Origin of the sequence: Nostoc sp. DedQUE02, assembly GCF_034531035.1 — a bacterium.
GTDB lineage: Bacteria > Cyanobacteriota > Cyanobacteriia > Cyanobacteriales > Nostocaceae > Nostoc.
Genome location: NZ_JAVRBY020000001.1, coordinates 198830 through 218326 on the forward strand (window position 1 = coordinate 198830; position 19497 = coordinate 218326).

Annotated in this window: 14 protein-coding genes; 10 read left to right on the plus strand and 4 right to left on the minus strand. The window is 42.5% G+C overall.

Annotated features, from left to right (window positions below; all coding sequences use genetic code 11):
* The first annotated feature begins 559 nt into the window (after nucleotides 1-559).
* A complete protein-coding gene (locus tag RMX98_RS00915) occupies nucleotides 560-682 on the plus strand; it encodes a hypothetical protein (RefSeq protein WP_409880972.1) in 123 nt (40 codons plus the stop codon).
* An 82-nt stretch (nucleotides 683-764) separates the two neighbouring features.
* Here RMX98_RS00915 and RMX98_RS00920 read toward each other — a convergent pair whose 3' ends face one another.
* Complete coding sequence (locus RMX98_RS00920) at nucleotides 765-4760, minus strand: DUF2157 domain-containing protein (protein WP_322676941.1); 3996 nt, start codon at nucleotides 4758-4760, stop codon at nucleotides 765-767.
* Between the two features lie 183 nt (nucleotides 4761-4943).
* Nucleotides 4944-6545, minus strand: coding sequence for a glycosyltransferase family 39 protein (locus tag RMX98_RS00925; RefSeq protein WP_322676942.1), 1602 nt, complete (start codon nucleotides 6543-6545; stop codon nucleotides 4944-4946).
* A 1197-nt stretch (nucleotides 6546-7742) separates the two neighbouring features.
* On the opposite strand from RMX98_RS00925, the gene RMX98_RS00930 reads away from it, so the two are divergent.
* Nucleotides 7743-8711 (plus strand): TauD/TfdA dioxygenase family protein, encoded by a 969-nt coding sequence (locus RMX98_RS00930; RefSeq protein ID WP_322676943.1) that lies wholly within the window; start codon nucleotides 7743-7745, stop codon nucleotides 8709-8711.
* Between the two features lie 313 nt (nucleotides 8712-9024).
* On the opposite strand, the gene RMX98_RS00935 is transcribed toward RMX98_RS00930, so the two are convergent.
* Nucleotides 9025-9468, minus strand: coding sequence for a molybdopterin-binding protein (locus RMX98_RS00935; protein WP_322676944.1), 444 nt, complete (start codon nucleotides 9466-9468; stop codon nucleotides 9025-9027).
* Between the two features lie 93 nt (nucleotides 9469-9561).
* Here RMX98_RS00935 and modA point away from each other — a divergent pair, with 93 nt between their 5' ends.
* The 5 genes from modA (at nucleotide 9562) to RMX98_RS00960 (ending at nucleotide 16419) form a co-directional block, all read left to right on the plus strand.
* Entirely contained in the window at nucleotides 9562-10356 is a 795-nt protein-coding gene (gene modA / locus RMX98_RS00940; protein ID WP_322676945.1) for a molybdate ABC transporter substrate-binding protein, read from the plus strand.
* Nucleotides 10357-11200: 844 nt separating this feature from the next.
* Nucleotides 11201-11824, plus strand: coding sequence for a (2Fe-2S)-binding protein (locus RMX98_RS00945; RefSeq protein WP_322676946.1), 624 nt, complete (start codon nucleotides 11201-11203; stop codon nucleotides 11822-11824).
* Nucleotides 11811-12794, plus strand: coding sequence for a xanthine dehydrogenase family protein subunit M (locus tag RMX98_RS00950; protein WP_322676947.1), 984 nt, complete (start codon nucleotides 11811-11813; stop codon nucleotides 12792-12794). Before RMX98_RS00945 ends, RMX98_RS00950 begins: the two co-directional genes overlap by 14 nt.
* Nucleotides 12791-15004, plus strand: coding sequence for a xanthine dehydrogenase family protein molybdopterin-binding subunit (locus RMX98_RS00955; RefSeq protein WP_322676948.1), 2214 nt, complete (start codon nucleotides 12791-12793; stop codon nucleotides 15002-15004). Before RMX98_RS00950 ends, RMX98_RS00955 begins: the two co-directional genes overlap by 4 nt.
* Before the next feature lie 476 nt (nucleotides 15005-15480).
* A complete protein-coding gene (locus tag RMX98_RS00960; protein WP_322676949.1) occupies nucleotides 15481-16419 on the plus strand; it encodes a cation diffusion facilitator family transporter in 939 nt (312 codons plus the stop codon).
* A gap of 99 nt (nucleotides 16420-16518) precedes the next feature.
* Here the strand turns inward: RMX98_RS00960 and RMX98_RS00965 are convergent, their stop codons facing one another.
* Nucleotides 16519-16890 carry a hypothetical protein gene (locus RMX98_RS00965; protein WP_322676950.1) on the minus strand — a complete coding sequence of 124 codons (372 nt, stop codon included), beginning with the start codon at nucleotides 16888-16890 and terminating at the stop codon, nucleotides 16519-16521.
* Between the two features lie 406 nt (nucleotides 16891-17296).
* On the opposite strand from RMX98_RS00965, the gene RMX98_RS00970 reads away from it, so the two are divergent.
* The 3 genes from RMX98_RS00970 (at nucleotide 17297) to RMX98_RS00980 (ending at nucleotide 19449) form a co-directional block, all read left to right on the plus strand.
* Entirely contained in the window at nucleotides 17297-17689 is a 393-nt protein-coding gene (locus RMX98_RS00970) for a DUF6632 domain-containing protein (RefSeq protein WP_322676951.1), read from the plus strand.
* A 143-nt stretch (nucleotides 17690-17832) separates the two neighbouring features.
* Nucleotides 17833-18789 (plus strand): AraC family transcriptional regulator, encoded by a 957-nt coding sequence (locus RMX98_RS00975; protein WP_322676952.1) that lies wholly within the window; start codon nucleotides 17833-17835, stop codon nucleotides 18787-18789.
* A 147-nt stretch (nucleotides 18790-18936) separates the two neighbouring features.
* Nucleotides 18937-19449, plus strand: a complete 513-nt coding sequence (locus tag RMX98_RS00980) for a quercetin 2,3-dioxygenase (RefSeq protein WP_322676953.1) — start codon at nucleotides 18937-18939, stop codon at nucleotides 19447-19449.
* The last annotated feature ends 48 nt before the right edge of the window (nucleotides 19450-19497 follow it).

A 19497-nucleotide genomic window follows, 5' to 3' on the forward strand; every position in this document is an offset into this window, starting at 1 on the left:
TAGTTACGAGGGGTTAATAAGTTCGTAGTAAGGAATTTAGTCCTGGATTTTTAAGCACTGAAATGCTTGCTAGAAATTTATAAAATATTAATAGGACAGACCTCTAAAACCTGTTTTGGTAGAGCAGTGGAGGACTTAATGCCAATGATGGCTTGGGAGTTGTGGTTAGCTCCTGATATTCTGTCTGACAACCCTTTATACCATTTCACCTTAAGGTTGATACAGATTCTTGCAGGGGAAGCAGGGGAAGCAAGAAAAGTAATTTGTATCAAGAATTTCGTGAAATGGTATTACATTCTCCTAAAGGGAGAGGCTAGCGTCAGTGGACAGGCATGATTAAATATAAGTAGGTGGACACAATTATTTAGAAGACGCATTTCGACTTCTCCCAAGGGGAGACGCTACGCGAACGCTCAATGCTCGGTAAGGTTATTCCTTGAGGGTTGAGTTTCGACTACGCGGTAATCGAGCGAAGTCGAGATTCAACTTCCGCGCAGTCGAAGGCCAGATCGAGTTAGGTTTAATTTAGTCCTTCTACTTAGCATTGTCATTCGATGCAATGCCATTGTCAGTCGATGCAATGCCATTGTCATTCGATGCAATGCCATTGTCAGTCGATGCAATGCCATTGTCAGTCGATGCAATGCCATTGCAGGTTAAGAAACTTGTGTGTACACCGTAGCCACGAAGAGCGGGGAGGGGTTGGGGGTGGGGTGCAATGACTATGGGAATCGTAACTAATTATGCGGACATGATATCACCTCTTATTCCCATGATTGAAATCCATCAATGGCGCTACGAATTAAAGAAGTGATTTGAGCGCGGCGGGTTTCAAAGTTGGCGGCGATGTAAATCAGTAAGATGCCAACCAGCAAACCAACAATCCATTTTAAAAATGAGTATTGCAAACTGAAAATTACCGATTGATAGATTGTAGTAATTAAAAAAGTAGCTGTACCAATGTAGAGAAAAGCCCGCACTCGTAAAGCTAATCCGGCAAAAATGGCGATGAGGCTGAAAATTCCAGGTATCCAGGCTGCATTTTGATGAAATAAAATTGCCCAGCCACAAATTAAACCACTACCTAGCACTCTCAGAAGATGACGAGCGGTTTTATATTTTGGTAGCTTGAGTTGGGTATCTACTTGAGCAATATAAAGCAGTGATAACCCAATTGGTGTTACATACCACAAAGTATCAATCAGGCGTAAGGAATCAAACCAACGGTAAAGCGCCCAATCAATCAACGCCACACTAACATAAGTAAAACGGATGTTTCCGTCAACTTTTGCCAGGAAGATATAGAATCCAGCTGCGAGTACTAAGGTAATGGGGTAAGTTTGCAGTCTGGTTTCCCATAATATTATCAGTGGTATGATGTAGGCGGCTTGCTGCCAAGGTCTTTTAGACCAACCCCAACTTTCCCAAGGTAGAATGTACAGGAAATAGGCGATCGCACAGGCGATCGCACCATTCCAAGGAACTAACGGCCCAGCCCAAAATTTTCCGACTGCTGTCTCGCGCCAATAAATCCTCATCCCAGCTACTTCTAATAAGCCAAGGTAAACCCACATCTCGGCGATTGTAATTCCTCCCAAGATGCTGGGGGAAGGGCGCGAATTTCGTCCCTGAAAGATGGCATAACGAATCAAAAATACCCCCGTTCCCAATCCCACCAAACGGTTAACTCCAATGGGAAGAGGAATGGCAGCCATTAATAAGCAGCTACTCCAAACCCAATGAATATGGGCAATTCTTTTCAGTTCTTGAGGAGTTAGGTGTAAATAGTTGACTAGCCAAGGCGATAGAATGCGGTAAGCATACATGATACTAGCGCCAAGGGCAGACATGGCAATCAATCCATCACCTAATGCTCCTCCTGAAGCTTGTGACATTTGATAAAACAAAAGTTCATAAGCAGAAATGGATACACCAATGATTCCTAAGTACAGCAAGGGTTTAAAGTTATCGTGTCGTCGCCCCACGCCGATAATAATTAAAGCTACACCCAAGGAATACAAACCAGTCCACTCGGTGAAGGTGTGCAAACGCAGCAAAACGCTGAATGCAGCATAAATTAAGGGCAAAATGTGAAGACTGCTAGGAAGTCTTTCTAATTCATGTCGTCGCCGCCACCACTCGCCGACAAGTTGAGCGATTAAACCTAAAGCGATATTTGCGATTGGCAAGCCACGCTCCGCGATCGCTATTCTAATAATTGAGCGTTCCCCCAACCCTAGCACTTGGGCAATCAACAATTCCAAACACCAACCAATGGCATAAAATCCCCAATTTGTCGGTTCTCGCCAACTGCGATAAACAATGGCTGCCAAGGTGATTACAGTGGCAATTAAGAACAAAAATCCCGAATTTGTAAACCCTTGGTAAATCAGCACTGAGTGTAGTGTCAAACCCAACAATTCAAAACCACACAAGGCGATCGCCCATTTATCGCTGGCGGCGGCATAGATAACTGCTAATTCGTTACTGTGTCGCTTCAAAAGTGTCCGCGCTAACCAGAGACTTAGAGTTGCGATCGCTCCCGCGACAAACCAACCTGCTAAGGCTAGGCGAGGTAAACCAGGCACACCCGTCCACAGCAATGCCCCAATGAAACTTAAAGCAAATCCTTCTGTAATTACCGCAGATGTTTGGTTTCGCAAATAGCGTGTATTTGTGAACATCAAACCGACACCTACAGCCAAACCGATTAATCTGATTCCTGGTAGCTGTAAAGTCAGTAGCTGGGCAACTACCAAAGTCAAGATACTCAAGTAACGGCTAGTAATCCGCCGCTCTATAATTGTGGCATTGGCAACACCCGTGAGAGCTAAAGGCGTAACTAGCCATAAGACTCCCCAATTAGATGGGCTATCAGCTATGCCATACCAAGATGATTCTGCATTCATCCACAAAAGGAAAAAACTAGCTGCGGCTAGCCCTAAACCCATGTCCCATGCGCTACGTTGCCATACTCCTTCCTCTAAGCTAAATCGCCATTCTGCAACCATCAAAGCCAATAAAATACTTGCCCAGGCTTGTTGAATCAGGTTCGGTGAGAGCCAATTAATGGTAGAGCAAAATGTCAGTATCCCCATGATATGGGTGAGGTATACCAGGGGAAGGGATGAGGGGGAGCGGCGTTGAGTGACGAATGCGAGAGTGGTGGTAGAAAGTAGCAGATTTAGCGATCGCAATGTGGGATTTACTAAAGCGATCGTTGTTAAAAAACTTCCAAATAACAGGGTAAGCAGTTCGCCAAATTTAGCTAATTCTTCTTTTTGGCTGCGATGCAAACCATCTGTAAGCGCCACCATTAAAATTACGTAGGGAAATAAAGCTACACCCACTAAAGCCCAAGGTTCATTTTGAGAATTGGTGAGTTGGGTGGCAGTTGCGATCGCTAATTTCTGGAAATTATCAGGTATTAATCGCCAACCTAGCCAAATCGTCTCTAAGCCGATGACGAAAACCAGTGTAAAGTCTACCTTTAAACTGTACCGCCGCAAGCGACTTCCCACAAACCACAAACTCAAAGCACTTACAGCTATTGCTTGCCAAGGATAATTTACTACCGAAACCAGCCAACCCAAGAAGAGTAAAATGCCACCAAGCCTTTCCCAAATTAACAAAGATGAAGGGAATGGCGAAGATGAGGAAGATATTACCGTTACCTCCCCTGCTCCCCCTGCTCCCCCTGCTCCCCCTGCCCCCTGCCCCCTGCCCCCTGCTCCCCTCTCCCCTCCCTGCTGTGCTAACCAAGTCACCAACCAGCCGCAAATGCCAATGGCTAAACCCAACTGTGTAACATCTACCTTGGCAACAAAAATCGCTCGCACTAACAGCACTATCAACGCATAAATAATTACAGCAGCAGGTAAACTAATACTTAACTTTTGGCGAGCGCTTTCATCTGCCTCGCCCAGAGCCTGAGGCTGTTGGTAATTGTGATAAATGGTAATAATAGTTGTGCCGATCATTGCTACATAAACGGCAATTAAGGGAAATCCTGGCAATTGCCAACCCCAATGCAGATAACTCAAACCGAGAATATTTGCTAAAAGTAATTTGCCAGTGTGTAAATTGGCAAAAATAGTCCGATTTTTGGAGAGTAAAGCAGTTATAGCAGTGAGAGTAGGACAGGCGATCGCAACTACAATCCATTCCAGAGGATTCCGCCATAATTGAAAACTATCAATTGCCCAAAAATTCACTGGCACTAACAAAAGGGTGACAATCAGCAATGTCTGAGCCGTCAATCTGAGGTTATTTTGCCTAGTCGCCCAAAAGCTTAATCCCCAGAAGCTCAAAGTATAAGCAAATAAAACCCCGTACTGTCCAGAGGCGGGAAACCTCTCCCACTGACTAGCAGCCAGTACCCCAGAGGATACCACTACCAAGAAAACCCCTAAAAACAGCAGCCAACGGACACTGAGTTCTGCCCCCAAAGACTGCAACATTGTGCTGATAAAGTTGGGTTTAGGTGGTGTTTGGTGCGGTTGTCTACGGCTACTAGATTCTAAAGCTGCTACGGGCAACTGCTGTACGGGGTCGTCAGTTGCAAATACTACCTTTGTTTTCGCTTGAAGTTGGGGTTCTAATACCACCGCACATATCAGAAATTCTTGGCATAGCTGTCTGACTTGGGTATCGGATATCAAACCTAAGCGCAACCATATATCTAGCCCTTCTAATAAATGAGGATGGGAAGATGGCAGTCTGACTTCAATTATCAGGGGGCGCTCACGGGGCAATGACATACGCGGCGGAAGTACAAGTATATACTTAAATTATTTGTTTAATTAAAGTATATTTTGGCTCTGATTTTGCCACTTGTTAAGGTAATTGATATTAATTTTTAACCTACGAGCGATATTCAAATTTTAAAACCCTTAACTAAAACATTTTTGATTACTTGCATCAGATTGAGTCTTTAAGCAGTATCAACGGTTTAGTTCAGATGGTTTTTTTAGTTTCCAGAGAAGGTCGTTTATCTGCTCTAACTTGGAGTTATAAATTTTTTCAATTCCAGTTTTCAAGAAGTCAGACGGCTTGAGCAAGAACAAAAATATGTCAGTAAAGCCATTTGTAATCTCTGGTAACTGATTTTTTGCTGCGAGTTTAAACTGCACTTTTGGATCAACTAAGTGACCAAGTATTTGTATTTCTAAAAATAGATTATCTTCATGACCAATTACAAGTGGTTTGTTACTTTGACTAATAATCTTAGCTATTTTAGGATATTCTTCATATTTTCCAGGTACTTGGTTCCACCAAATCGAGGCTTGAAAGTGGAACATACAAGAAATAACTTCGCTCGTAATTACTATAAACATTACAATTGACCAAAGTTTATTTTGCCAAGCTTTAGGATAAATAGTCGTGATTTTAGTAGTCAATAGGTAAGCAACGGCTAACTGTATACCTAAAACTGAAGGAAGTGTATAACGACTAGTAGCGTATCGCTTTTGAAAGATGAAATCCAATATAAATAAGGGAAGCCCTACAGATCCAATCAAAGTTAAGACAAATAACCAAACTTCTTTAGAGGTTCTTCGACAAAGAAAATAAATTGCGTAGAACATTAAAGCTAAAATTATTAAAATAAAAGGAATTAAGGCAATCTTAAGTTTTCCGGGATCGCTAGGGCTAATACCAAAATCAAGAAATGCACGACTAAAGATACCAGCCCACCTTGCAGCTGACTCAAATAATGTAGGTTTAGTATTCGTCCAAGCTACTGCGTCTGGCTGAGGGTTGGTAATAATAATCCAAATCCAAGGTACAAAAGTTATAAACCCTGCAAGCAATGATAGTAGGTAAGAAATTAATGTTTTACTCAATCGGAAGCGTTCGATAACAACTACATAAATTGCCTGGGCAAACGCAACTAAGGTAAAAAATAGATGAGTATAAAATCCTAGTGGTAATGTTGCTGCATAAATGCACCAACTAACCTTTGTTTTAAGGCGCATAGCTCGTAGCAGTGCTGCGCTCGATAGTAAAATAGCCACTATCCCTAAACTGTATGCTCGTGCTTCTTGTGCATATACGATGTGAACAGGTGAAACGGCTACTAACCCAATAGCTATCCACCCTACTAGTGAAGATTCAAATAATTCTTGGCAGAGCCAATAAAGACAAGGAAAAGTGAGCAAACTAATGAATGCCGAAAAAGTTCTTGTTACTGCTACAGAATTGCCAAAGCATTCTACCCAAAATCGGGCCATCAAAATGTATAGCGGCAAAATCTGTGAATCTTCTAAAGCAATCCCTTTAATTGTATCAATTGCATTTTTTTCAGCATTAGGATATTGGTATTTACGCAAATCTTCTGCGCTGAACACACGACCACTTAACTCCTTCTTCATTTCTGATTGCATATAGCCAGATATGCGTAATGATGAGAAAACCTCATCACCCCAATAAAGCTTTTTGTCAATATTGACGAAGCGAAAAAATATACCTATTACTAATAAAATGATTATTAAAAAATGCAGCCAAGACTTAGAATTAATCCAATTCTGCGATAATTGATTTTTCATATAATTTATAATCTCCTCAAAGTCTTAATAAAGATTGGTAAAGTTTTATTATGCTCGTTAGATTGATTTTTAACATACATTGCTTTTAGTTACATCTTAATTTCATAATTTTTGCAAAAAGCTATAACTATTTTATGTTAATTAACTCCCAAATTGAGTTTAAAGTTAACTCAATAAATTGCAAATTTTGGATGTTCTCACCTACTGTATAATCAGGAATCATGAGAGGAAAAACCTGTATTTACATTGGTAAAATACGATTGATAATTTTTTAGTAGTCTGTTGGTAATGGCAAAAGTAATTTACTATGCCTGAATACTAAATTTAGAATTTATATAATCTACTTAAATATAAAGTAGTTTCTATTATTTATTAAGAATTAAGGTGTTAACAGACAAACCAAAATAGTAAGTATGTTTTCAAAGATTATAACTAGATTTTCCAATAACCTTTTTATTGGCTGCACCTATGCAGCCAATAAAAAGTGAGTTACAAAAGCTGAAACCGCATATTGCTGATACATAAAATGATTCTTTTGTACAGTGTGTAAATCATAATTTCTGACTATGTTTATAAATACTAACTTCATTGGGGTAATATTTACAATTTAATTCATAATGTTCAGTTACAAAATTTCTATGGTTAATATTTTTTATAGCTCTCATTTTTGATCTATTTATACTTAAACTAACAGGTAGTAAATAGCAACTAAAATTCTGGATTTTCCTCTTACTCTAACACTTAACTAGTATCAAATTGTTTGTAAATATTTTAATTAAAACTTTTCTATGCCCAGAAAATGAGTTTTCAGTATTTTGCAACTTTTGGTTAGATTAATTTCATAGGAAATAGAATTGTTTCTCTGTCATCGTACAGTATAAATTAATCAACACATGAAATACTTGTGTTAAAAATAAAAATATTTCATGAAGTTTATATGAAAGTACTATAAAATACGCATACGAGTAGTGAGCGACACAAAAATATTACTTGTGGAATCGTCGTAATTTTCAAAAAAAGGCACTTGCAGAAATCGACCACTGTTCCGGCAGCCGAAAATATGGTAAATGTATACTACGGTAAATTGGTAGATTTGCCGTACAATATTTTCAACTGTGATCGCCTCCTTTGTTATCTAACCAAGTAAACCGACGAGTGCGAACCCGGTTCATATCGATCAAACTCTGAGAAATTCACATGAGCAACAAACACATTGAAGTCAAACAGGTAGCCGGTTTCATCGGTGCTGAAATCAGTGGCGTAGACCTGTCGCGTCCTTTGCACGATGATGCAGTCAAAGAAATTCGTCAAGCACTATTGAAGTGGAAAGTTGTGTTCTTTCGTGGTCAAAACATTGATCACGCCGCACAGATTGCGTTCACGGCTCGTTTTGGCGAAGTGACTTATGCACATCCACACGAAGATGAGCCGATTGAGGGCTTCTCAGAAATCCTGCCGATTGACCGCAGCCGTTACGAGCGGCGCAATGGTCTCCGCCGTTCCAGCTACGAGAGTCGCTGGCATACTGATGTGACAGCAGTTGTCAATCCACCTGCGGCATCAATTTTGCGTGCGGTTAATGTCCCTAGCTTCGGTGGTGATACACAGTGGACTAATTTAGTTGCAGCCTATGAGGGTCTATCAGCACCCCTGCGGGCACTTGCAGACACATTGAAAGCTGAACATCGCTTCAATGCGCGTTTGAATCTGCCCAGCAACAGCAAGATCGCCCAGCGCATCGCAGCCAATCCGCTTGTTTCAATCCACCCAGTAGTAAGGGTTCATCCTGAGACAGGTGAACGCGCCTTATATGTGAACCCTGGCTTCACCTCGCACATTCTTGACGTATCACGACAAGAGAGCGACCTGCTGCTTGAGTTGTTCTTTAACCAGATAACCAAACCCGCCTACACTACCCGCTTCCGGTGGAACAACGGTGACATCGCATTCTGGGACAACCGCGCCACCTCACATTTAGCCCCTCAGGATTTGGATCATCTGGAAGTCGAGCGTGTGCTATATCGCACTACCATTACGGGCGATGTTCCAGTCGGGCCCGATGGTTTCCGCTCGCAAGTGGTTGAAGGTGAGGCGTTCAGTAGCGAATTACCAACCATCTTGAAGAACAAAGCCGAGAAGTTGGAAGCACAACCAGTGCTTTCATAAGCGACAAAGTGGTAAACAAGGGCTACGAACCAATACTGCTTGGATTTTGGATTTTAAACTGTAATTTGGTTTGGGGAAAAGGGTAAAGGTTAAAGGTTAAAGGTTTTTTCTTTCCCCTTTCCCATTCCCCTTTTCCCTAAAACCCGACAAGTATTGGGCTATGAAATCTGTTCGTAGCCCTGTTCGTAATTTGTAAGGAACTGACAAAAAATAAACTATCCCAAATTATTTATAGGGACGTAGAGCTGTACGCCCTTACTAGCAGCAATATAAATTTATTTGTGTAGCAATTGTTCAGGAATATAGCCACAGCTTATTCCCTGGCAATAACTATATCGTTGGACTTGATAACGGCATAAGCCTCTTTCCCCTCAGACAAATCCAACTCCTCTACCGATACTCTGGTGATAATCGAAGTTAACTCAACTTTGTGAACAATTTCCAGCGTTACCTCACTATTAACAGCTCCAGTAACAACTCGCTTAACAACACCCTTAAGAATATTGCGAGAGCTAACTTTGAGCGGTTTCTTTTGAATACTAATTTCTATCTCAGGCATTTGAGTGTAGATATCTTCCTCTTCTGTATTTATGGTTGGTAGGGAATTTGATGGTGAAGAATGTTGATTAAGACCACGTACTAGTTCCCTAAGAATCTCAGTCTTGGTTCGCTGAGATTGGTCACAAAACTCTTCCAAAATTTTTCGCTCCTCTTCTGAGGTTTGGAATGTAACCCACCCTTGTTCTTTTCTAGGCATATTTTACCGATATAGTTGGTTAGATGTTGGTATCTTTGGTATTATTTTACCTAGCATCAATTTTATGGAAGAAACCTTTCAAACACCTTTTCTATGAAAAGAAGACAATTTTTTGGCTTCCTGGGTATAGCGGTTGCTGGCTTGCTGCTAACAATTGGTTTACCGTTAGTTACTCCTTCTCCTGTAATAGCACAGTCAAATACCAGCATACTCGTGTCCGCAGCTGCCAGTTTAAAAGAGGCACTGGAAGAAATTAAGCCTTTGTACCAACAAAGTAAATCAGATATCAATATTAGTTATAACTTTGGGGCTTCTGGTGCCTTACAGCAACAGATTGAACAAGGTGCGCCAGCAGATATCTTTATTTCTGCTGGCAAAAAGCAAGTGGATGCTTTGGAAGCAAAAGGATTGTTGTTACCAGGTAGCCGTACTAATCTAGCAAATAACCGTCTAGTCTTAATTGTGGCTCAGGATGTTGTTGGCATCACTAGCTTCTACAATTTAGCAGATAGTAAGATTAAAAAAATTGCGATCGGTGAACCCAGAAGTGTACCTGCCGGTCAATATGGAGAGCAAGTTTTAAAGAAATTGAAACTTTACGATCGCGTCAAGTCAAAATTGGTCTTTGCTAACAATGTGCGTCAAGTTTTAGCAGCAGTAGAAAGTGGTAATGCCGAAGCAGGTTTAGTTTATGCTACTGATGCCAAAATTTCCAATAAGGTAAAAGTTGTAGTCGCTGCTGATGATAAGTTTCACTCACCAATTGTTTATCCGGTGGCTGTACTCAAGAGTAGTAAAAATACTTCTGCCGCTAAAGAATTTGTCCAGTTTTTATCTGGCAGTCAAGCTAAAACTGTACTCAGAAAATATGGTTTTCTTGTAAATTAAAGGCTTTAGTACCAATTCTTTGTAAAACTGCACAAGATCAGTTTTGGTGATACAAGGGGCTTAAGCCCCTTGTGTTGTATGTAAGTGCTAGAAGCTTCCATTCGTCTCTCCACATGAGGCTACGGTGTATACACAAGTCTTTAACCAAGGTTTTACCCCACCCTAAACCTCCCCGTATATATTGGGGAGGGAACTAGATTTCTTTTTTCTCTCTTTTGCAAGAGAGTAATTTGACTTGTGTGTATACTGTAGCCCAGATGAGGAGAAGCTTGTAAACCCAGTTTTAGTTTTTCTCTGCTTATATGAAACCACCCAATATTAATTCTCTATGAAGTTGCACATTATTTTGACCCCTTCATACAGAATTGGGAAATAGTGATTTTTAATAATTAAAATTTTACTTTAAATTTCAGAAAAAATTATTAGTTAAAAAATCATTTTTTTAATTAAAGACAAATTTATTAAGATGATTAAAATTTTTATAAATGTTAGTAATTTAAGCATACTTTTTCTATCTGGCTAGTATGTCTAGTTTAACTAAGTCTTTTTTACATTCTATTTACTTAGGCTTCATAGATAAATAATAGGGAAAATTAATTGAATATTTTCTCTAATTTTTAACTCTCCTATTGTATTGAAGAAAAGCATTGCTATTATAAAACTTTACAATAATGATGAATAATACTTATGGCATAAATCCTCTGATAGAGACACGATGACGAGGTTAAATTGTAATATCATTTTCAGGAAAATTTTTGTGAAAAAGGGTGGTTTTTTATAAAAAGTTGAAGTCAAGAAAGTTATTAAATATTATTACTCAACAAAAATTGAAGGAAGTAAATAGATGAGGTTTGTCTTAAGACGCCGCAAGTTGGGTAAGTTGATGATTGTCAGTACAGTAGGAGCGACGATCGCTAATTTTGTAGAGAAAGCTGTAGCACAAACTCAAGTAAAAAAAACTACCCCAATGCTGCCAACTTCCACTTCTGAAACTGTGAAGGTGACGCTGCAAGTCAATGGAACACCACATAGTTTGCAAATTGAACCGCGTGTTACCTTACTTGATGCACTTCGGGAATACATAGGATTAATTGGTACTAAAAAAGGTTGCGATCACGGTCAGTGTGGTGCTTGCACGGTACTGGTTGATGGGCAACGGATTAATTCGTGTCTGACATTTGCGATTATGCACACCGACGCAAAAATCACAACTATTGAAGGGTTGGAGCAAGGAAACAATCTGCACCCGATGCAAGCTGCGTTTGTTGCCCGCGATGCTTTTCAGTGCGGCTACTGCACGCCAGGACAAATTTGTTCGGCGGTGGGTTTGGTGAACGAAGGACACGCCAAGTCAGATGCTGACATTCGCGAACTGATGAGCGGCAATATCTGCCGTTGTGGTGCTTATCCAAATATCGTGGCTGCCGTCCGCGATGTCTTAGAGGGAAAAAAAGATGCAGCCGTTTAACTATAAAAAAGCGGGACAAGCAGAGAATGCCGTGGCGTTGGTGGCTCCAGATGCCCAAGCTTCGTATCTCGCTGGTGGTACTAGCCTCATCGATTTGATGAAGTTGAATGTCCAAACCCCAAGAGAGTTGGTTGACATTAACCCACTGCCACTGAGCAAGATAGAAATGCAAGGCAACGGTGTGCGAATTGGGGCAATGGCACGCAATAGCGATGTTGCATATAATCCGATAATTCAAGAGCGTTACCCGATGCTGTCGGAGGCGTTGCTGTCTGGGGCATCACCGCAACTGCGAAATATGGCAACAGTAGGCGGGAATTTGCTGCAACGTACTCGGTGTTACTACTTTCGCGACACATCGATGCCTTGTAATAAGCGCGTTCCCGGTTCAGGTTGTGCGGCAATCGAGGGCTACAACCGGATTCACGCGATTCTTGGCGGTAGCGATCGCTGTATTGCCACCAATCCCTCTGATATGGCGGTGGCAATGGTGGCACTCGATGCAGTCGTGCAAACACGCGGGCCGAGGGGAGAGCGCAGTATCCCCCTTGTAGATTTTCATCTTCTACCTGGCGATACGCCTGAACGGGAGACAGTTTTAGAGCATGGTGAGTTAATTGTTGCTGTTGATTTACCAGCTTCAACCTTTGGGAAGCGATCGCATTATTTAAAAGTCCGCGATCGCGCCTCCTATGCGTTTGCGATGACATCGGTTGCAGCTGCATTAGATATTCAAAATGGCATCATTCGCGCGGCACGGATTGCCCTTGGTGGCGTGGGCACAAAGCCTTGGCGTGCCTTGGAAGCGGAAAAAATACTTTTGAACAAGCCTGCCAATCAGGCAACATTTCAAGCAGCCGCAAACGCTGCGATCGCCGGTGCTAAACCTCAAAAATACAACAGCTTTAAGGTCGAACTAGCTAAACGCACAATTGTTAAAGCGCTGGCAACGGTGGGAGGGATGGCATGAATACAGGGGATAGAAATACAGTTGTCGGCAAACCGCTCAATCGAGTTGATGGATACCTGAAGGTGACTGGTGGCGCACGCTACGCGGCTGAGTTTCCGATCGCCAAAATGACTTATGGTGTGACAATTCAAAGTGCGATCGCCAAAGGTAAAATAGCCCAAATCGATACCAAGGCGGCGGAACAAGTACCGGGTGTATTAGCAGTAATTACCCACCTGAACGCGCCCAAAGCGTCTGGAGAAAAAGGCGGCGGTCGCAAGTTGCAAGTCCTGCAAGATAACGTTGTGCTTTATAGCGGTCAGCATATTGGTGTTGTGGTTGCCGATACCTTTGAACGAGCGATGTATGCTGCCTCACTCGTACAAGTTCGTTATGACGAAGAGAAACCAACTATTAATATGCGGGAAAATCTCACTAAGGCATACTTGCCTAAAGGTAAAATCCCTAGAGAGGAGCCGCCCGATTTAGCGCATGGCAATGTCAACCAGGGACTAGCGGCGGCGGCTGTCCGCGTCGAGCAAACCTATACCACCCCAGTCGAAAATCACAATCCGATGGAGCCTCATGCCACAACAGCAGTTTGGCAAGGCGATGAACTGCTGCTGTATGACGCAACTCAGGGAATTTTTTCGACTCAACAAAAAGTTGCGGAGGTATTGGGAATTGAGCCTGAGAAAGTCCGCATTATGTCTTACTTTGTGGGCGGTGGCTTCGGTTGCAAAGGAACGGCTTGGTCGCACGTACCGCTAGCGGCGATCGCCGCAAAGCAAGTTAATCGCCCAGTGAAATTAGTTCTGGGACGGATACAAATGTATGGGCCTGTCGGCTTTCGACCGGAGACAATTCAACAGGTTTCTCTCGGTGCAACTCGCGATGGCAAATTGACTGCTTTGCGACATGCCGGCACTTCACAGACTTCAACTTTCGATGAATTTATCGAACCTGTTGGAAAAAGCGCCCGGATGCTTTACGCTAGCCCCCATATCGAAACTAGCCACCGTCTGGTTCAGCTCGATCAAGGAACACCAACCTATATGCGTGCGCCTGGAGAAGCTTCTGGGTCGTTTGCCCTAGAATCGGCAATGGACGAACTGGCTTATGCGCTCAATATCGATCCGGTAGAACTGCGTTTGCGTAACTATGCTGAAGTCGATCCTAGTAAAGGACTGCCCTGGTCGAGCAAGTCACTGAGGGAATGTTACAAATTAGGGGCAGAAAAATTTGGCTGGCAAAAGCGCAATCCTCAGCCCCGTTCGATGCGCGATGGCAATTATTTAATTGGTTGGGGGATGGCCACAGCTACTTATCCTACCAACCGTTCTCCGGCATCGGCGATCGCTCAAATTATGGCAGACGGTACAGCCGTTGTACTGAGCGGTTCGCAAGATATTGGTACGGGAACTTATACTGTGATGACTCAAGTTGCAGCCGAGGCACTCGGTTTACCAGTTGAGAAAGTTCGCTTTGAACTAGGCGATACGAAGATGCCACAAACTCCCGTTTCTGGTGGTTCGCAAACCGCAGCTAGTGTAAGTTCGGCTGTACATTTAGCGGGGAATCAAGCTCGGAGTAAACTTCTACAATTAGCACTTACCGATCAAAAATCGCCCCTTTATAGTTCAAAGGCTGAGGATGTGATTGCCGAAAATGGCAGCTTTTTCTTAAAGAATAAATCCTCTGCCAGCGAAACATATCAGGCAATCTTGGCACGGCACGGTATGAAAATGATCGAAGCGCGTGCAGATGCCAAGCCGGGAGAAGAACAAGAAAAGTTCTCAATGCACTCATTTGGAGCGCAGTTTGCCGAAGTGCGCGTCGAACCTGATTTAGGTGAAGTGCGAGTATCGCGTTGGGTGGGAACTTTTGGTGTGGGATGCATCCTCAATGCTAAAACAGCCAACAGTCAACTGATTGGTGGGATTATCTATGGTATTGGCATGGCGTTAATGGAACATACAATCATAGACCCGAATCTAGGACGCGTTGTCAACCATGATTTAGGTGAGTATCACGTACCAGTGAATGCAGATGTTCCCGATATTCAGGTGTTGTTTGTCGATGAACACGATCCACATATCAACCCGCTTGGTGTCAAAGGAATTGGTGAAATTGGGATTACCGGAACTGCGGCAGCGATCGCTAATGCTGTCTATCATGCCACAGGTAAGCGCATCCGCGATTTGCCAATTACCTTAGACAAGCTGCTGTAGATATGGCGATCGCAACATTACCAGTATGAGCAAGAAGTTCATACGCGGCAATGATACTTGACTTTTCACTTCATGTGCAAAAGTCCGCCTAAAACCTAACCGCCTAACCCCTTTCTCGATGCGGAAAGGGGAAAATTCAAAGTCTCTCTCCTAAAAGGAGCTACGGTGTATACACAAGTCTTCTAGAGTTGCACCACAGGCTTTCGATCCCCCCAACCCCCCTTAAAAAACAGGGCAAAAAGCTCTCAAAGTCCCCCTTTTTATCGGGGGATTTAGGGGGATCTAGGACGATGGTTTTCTAGAAAGATGTGTGTACACCGTAGCCTTTTAGGAGAGATAAATAGAAGAGAGGTTTTCCAGATGCCGTGAAAAGTCGTCTTGAAATACCAATCAGTAAAAGACTCAAGATTGATGACCGCTCAAGTAAAATTTGGTACTCTTAGCTCGGAATCACTGTAATTACGTCCGCGACCGAGATGAGTAGTCCAACAGCCCGATCCTACGCTTTCTTATCGATTGCAGCAGCAATCATCACTATTGCCTTAAAGTTTGGCGCTTACCTACTAACTGGGTCAGTAGGTTTGCTCTCAGATGCTATTGAATCAATTGTAAATCTCTTAGCTGCATTGGTTGCTCTATGGGCATTGACCTACGCTGATAAACCAGCCGATGCCGAACACGCCTTTGGGCATTCTAAAGCCGAATACTTCTCCAGTGGTGCAGAAGGTGCGTTGATTATAGTGGCAGCCATTAGCATTGCTGTTGAAGCTTGGGGACGCTTGCTGCATCCAGAACCGTTAACACAGATGGGATTAGGGTTGGCACTCTCTCTCTTTGCAACTGCAATCAACGGCGTTGTCGCCTTTATTTTGCTACGAGCAGGGCGACGATTGCGTTCCATTACACTCAGGGCTGATGCTCACCATCTGTTTACTGATGTGGTGACTTCGGCCGGTGTAGTAGTTGGAATCTTTCTCGTCAAAGTAACAGGCGCTCTCGTGTTCGATCCAATTATTGCACTGATAGTAGCAGCAAATATAACTTGGACAGGATTTCGTTTACTACGGGAAACCAGTAGCGCTTTACTAGATGCAGCTTTGCCTAAAAAAGAAATTGACGCAATCAAGAGCATCCTTAACGAGTATAAACGTCAAGACATCCAGTTTCATGCCTTGCGAACCCGCAGTGCTGGAACCCGTCGCTTTGTTTCCTTTCATGTTCTTGTACCTGGATCTTGGACAGTGCAACAAGGGCATGATTTGTGCGAGGCAATTGAGCTTGCTATTGTTCGGGTGCTGCCTTCAACCCACGTTACAACTCACTTGGAACCTGTAGAAGATCCAGTTTCTTGGGAAGATTTGGAGTTAGAGCGTTCGAGCAATCAGCAAATGCAAGATATAAGCGCCAGAGATTAATTGCATACAACGCCGAATACTGCAAATGCGTAGGCGTAGGCATGGCTAATTTTCAAACTCAATTAAATTGATTAACTTGCGATCGCTTCCAGCAGACGGTTACGCGATCGCAACTTGCTTTTTGCGAGAAGGACGCTTGCGGTCTGATTTTTTCTTCAATCCCACAGCTTGAGCTTGATCGCTATCTGAGCCATATTGCCCGCGTACAACTTCCTTCATCGCCAATACGGCATTATGAAATTCCCACTCTGCTAATCGCGCAGCATCAGCAGAAGCACGGTATAAAGCTAGTTTCTCGGTTTCGGTTTGTTGAGAAATCAACATTGCCTGATAAGCTTCCTGCAAATTAGCAGCTGAGGCATCAGCACGAGTTGTGTTGTAATTGCTGACGGTTTGCAAACCGTGGAATGACTCAATATCTTGATTAATCAGTTGAGGACGCAAACGGTTTGTTGTATTTTGAGAAGGCATATATGCATACTTAGTAATTTGTACATTTAATGTACCCATTACAACAAAAAAAGTTATCAATAAAATGAAATTTTCAGATAGAGCAAGGTTAGAAAGGATAGTTTAAGATAACAGGTCGATGTATTGGCATAACAGACCGATGTATTAACATAACAGGTCAATGTATTGGCATAATAGACCGATGTATTAACATAACAGGTCAATATATTGGCATAACAGACCGATGTATTAACATAACAGGTCAATGTATTAATATTGCAGACTGATGCAATTACAAAACCGTAAGACGACACTAAAAACCATGAGGAGCGTTAAAATTTCTAACACTTTAAAGCTGAAGTGTCACCAGTAGGAATACAATCAAAAAATTATACAGTTTTGTTAGTAAAGACTGCACTAGAAAATAGTGGAGGTTAAAGCAATGGATGAGCGCGATCGCTACTTACGAATCGCTCTGGTTCTTGTTGGTATAGCTTTTCTACTTATCTATCCGCTAACTCAGGTCTGGGCATCAGGCTGGTTATGGCAACCAGGTCAGCACGAATACGAACAGATGATTATTGGTGTTTATGCGACACTTGGTATCTTTTTGCTGTTAGCTTCAAAGCAACCAGAAGCTCACCTCAGTTTAATCTGGTTCACCGTCATATCAAGCGTAGTCCACGGGCTGATCATGGCGGTACATGCAGTAATTGACCCTGTTGAACAGGGACACCTGTTTGGTGATGTTCCAGCATTATTCTTGGTAGCAATTGTCCTTGGCTTTTTAGCGCCCCGCAAAGGGGTGTCAAGTACATGAACGGGTGTAGAATGTCTGTGTATTTTCCATAATTAAAGAGATACAGCACATTTCAGGTAAATGAAGTATAGATGCCGTGAAAAGTCAGTTCTACAAGAAGTAATTAATCCTAACTCCAGATAGATATCAGGGGGTAAGAATAAGTGCTATTTGTAACCAAAGTATTTGTTCATGGTGAGACTTTAACAGACATTAAAAGAAGCATGACTACAGAACAGCCGTTAATACTTGACGCTGCTAGCGACGAATTCATTTCAAAAATTGGTTCAAGTGCGCCTGTTCTTGCTAGTCAAAAAGGATTTTGGAATGGAGTCAGAGTTAGCTATTACGAATACCACAATGCTGTTGAGACTCCTGAGCATTGTTTCTCACAGCATTTGATTACTATTCATCTCAATCACGCCGTCGCGATCAAAGAGCAATTGCTGAATGGTCATCTACGATGCGCGAGCTTCAGCAACGGCGATATTTGTTTAACTCCTGCAACTGCTCCTGTATCAGTGCGTTTACAAGATGAAAGCGAATGGATTGCTCTACACCTTGAACCCACGTTTATCGAGCAGATCGCGGCGGAAGTGGTCGATCCGGATCGACTTGAGATTGTACCCCAATTCAAGTTAAATGACCCGTTAATTTATCAAATTGGGATTGCTCTAAAGGTAAATCTTGAATCTGAGAATGCCTGCGATCGCCTCTACACCGAGTCAATGGCAACCGCGCTTTCTGCTCATTTACTACGGCACTACTCAACCCAAAAGCCCAAAATTGCAAGCTATTCTGATGGATTATCACAAGCTCGATTACGACAAGTGACTGAATATATTCACCAGCATTCGACGCAGAATCCTAGCCTCACGAGCATGGCTGAAATGGTGCAAATAAGTCCTTATTACTTTAGCCGTTTATTTAAACAATCGACCGGGTTAACACCACACCAGTATTTGCTTAAATGCCGCACAAAAGAGGCGAAACGGCTACTCAAAACTACAAATCTCTCAATTGCTAACATTGCAATTCAAGTAGGCTTTGTCGATCAAAGTCACCTTAACCGCCATTTCAAGCGCCATTTTGGTGTTTCACCCAGCCAGTTTCGCGCTTAGAGCAAGAATGTACTGTTAAAAAGCAAGATCGTCCAAGACACTCAGGCTTTATTTTTCCTACGATTTCTAGAGATTGGTCAATCAAGGGATAAAAATAAAGCTTTTTTCACCATGAAATTCTAACTAATTGAAATAAAGGATTTATACATGAACGCACAAAACAAGCCACAAGCTTTTCAAGTTAATAGTGCCGAAGGTCGCGCTTATTGGGGTATGGGCATTCTCTGGATTATGCTGGCAACTGCTGAAGATACGGATGGACAGTATTCTTGTATAGAACAGTTGGTGCCGCACGGCCCTGCTGCTGGGCCTCATATCCATGAGGCGGCAGATGAAACCTTCTACATTATGGAAGGCGAAGCTACTTTCTTTGTCGAAGACCAACCGATTAAAGCAACTGCTGGATCGTTTGTGTCAATTCCACGAGGTACAAAACACGCTTTTCAAATCGATTCTGAAACGGCACGATTACTCAATACTTATGTCCCCGCAGGTTTTGAGTACACGATTATAGCCACAACAGTGCCCGCAGAGGCACGCACATTGCCTCCTCCTTCAATACCTTTTCCCGATCAAGAACAAGCTAATCAAGCGCTTGAGCAATTCATTCAGCAGTATCCTGCGGCTAAAACCAAATTCTTACAAGGTTTCGCAAGCTAACTTACCCAACACCAGATTATTCAAGTTTGGCTTTGGCAGATCGATCAG

Excerpts from the sequence above, each read along its gene's own strand:
- RMX98_RS00915 (WP_409880972.1), top strand. The coding sequence starts at position 560 with ATGCCATTGTCAGTCGATGCAATGCCATTGTCATTCGATGCAATGCCA.
- RMX98_RS00920 (WP_322676941.1), bottom strand. The coding sequence starts at position 4,760 with ATGTCATTGCCCCGTGAGCGCCCCCTGATAATTGAAGTCAGACTGCCA.
- RMX98_RS00925 (WP_322676942.1), bottom strand. The coding sequence starts at position 6,545 with ATGAAAAATCAATTATCGCAGAATTGGATTAATTCTAAGTCTTGGCTG.
- RMX98_RS00930 (WP_322676943.1), top strand. The coding sequence starts at position 7,743 with ATGAGCAACAAACACATTGAAGTCAAACAGGTAGCCGGTTTCATCGGT.
- RMX98_RS00935 (WP_322676944.1), bottom strand. The coding sequence starts at position 9,468 with ATGCCTAGAAAAGAACAAGGGTGGGTTACATTCCAAACCTCAGAAGAG.
- modA (WP_322676945.1), top strand. The coding sequence starts at position 9,562 with ATGAAAAGAAGACAATTTTTTGGCTTCCTGGGTATAGCGGTTGCTGGC.
- RMX98_RS00945 (WP_322676946.1), top strand. The coding sequence starts at position 11,201 with ATGAGGTTTGTCTTAAGACGCCGCAAGTTGGGTAAGTTGATGATTGTC.
- RMX98_RS00950 (WP_322676947.1), top strand. The coding sequence starts at position 11,811 with ATGCAGCCGTTTAACTATAAAAAAGCGGGACAAGCAGAGAATGCCGTG.
- RMX98_RS00955 (WP_322676948.1), top strand. The coding sequence starts at position 12,791 with ATGAATACAGGGGATAGAAATACAGTTGTCGGCAAACCGCTCAATCGA.
- RMX98_RS00960 (WP_322676949.1), top strand. The coding sequence starts at position 15,481 with ATGAGTAGTCCAACAGCCCGATCCTACGCTTTCTTATCGATTGCAGCA.
- RMX98_RS00965 (WP_322676950.1), bottom strand. The coding sequence starts at position 16,890 with ATGCCTTCTCAAAATACAACAAACCGTTTGCGTCCTCAACTGATTAAT.
- RMX98_RS00980 (WP_322676953.1), top strand. The coding sequence starts at position 18,937 with ATGAACGCACAAAACAAGCCACAAGCTTTTCAAGTTAATAGTGCCGAA.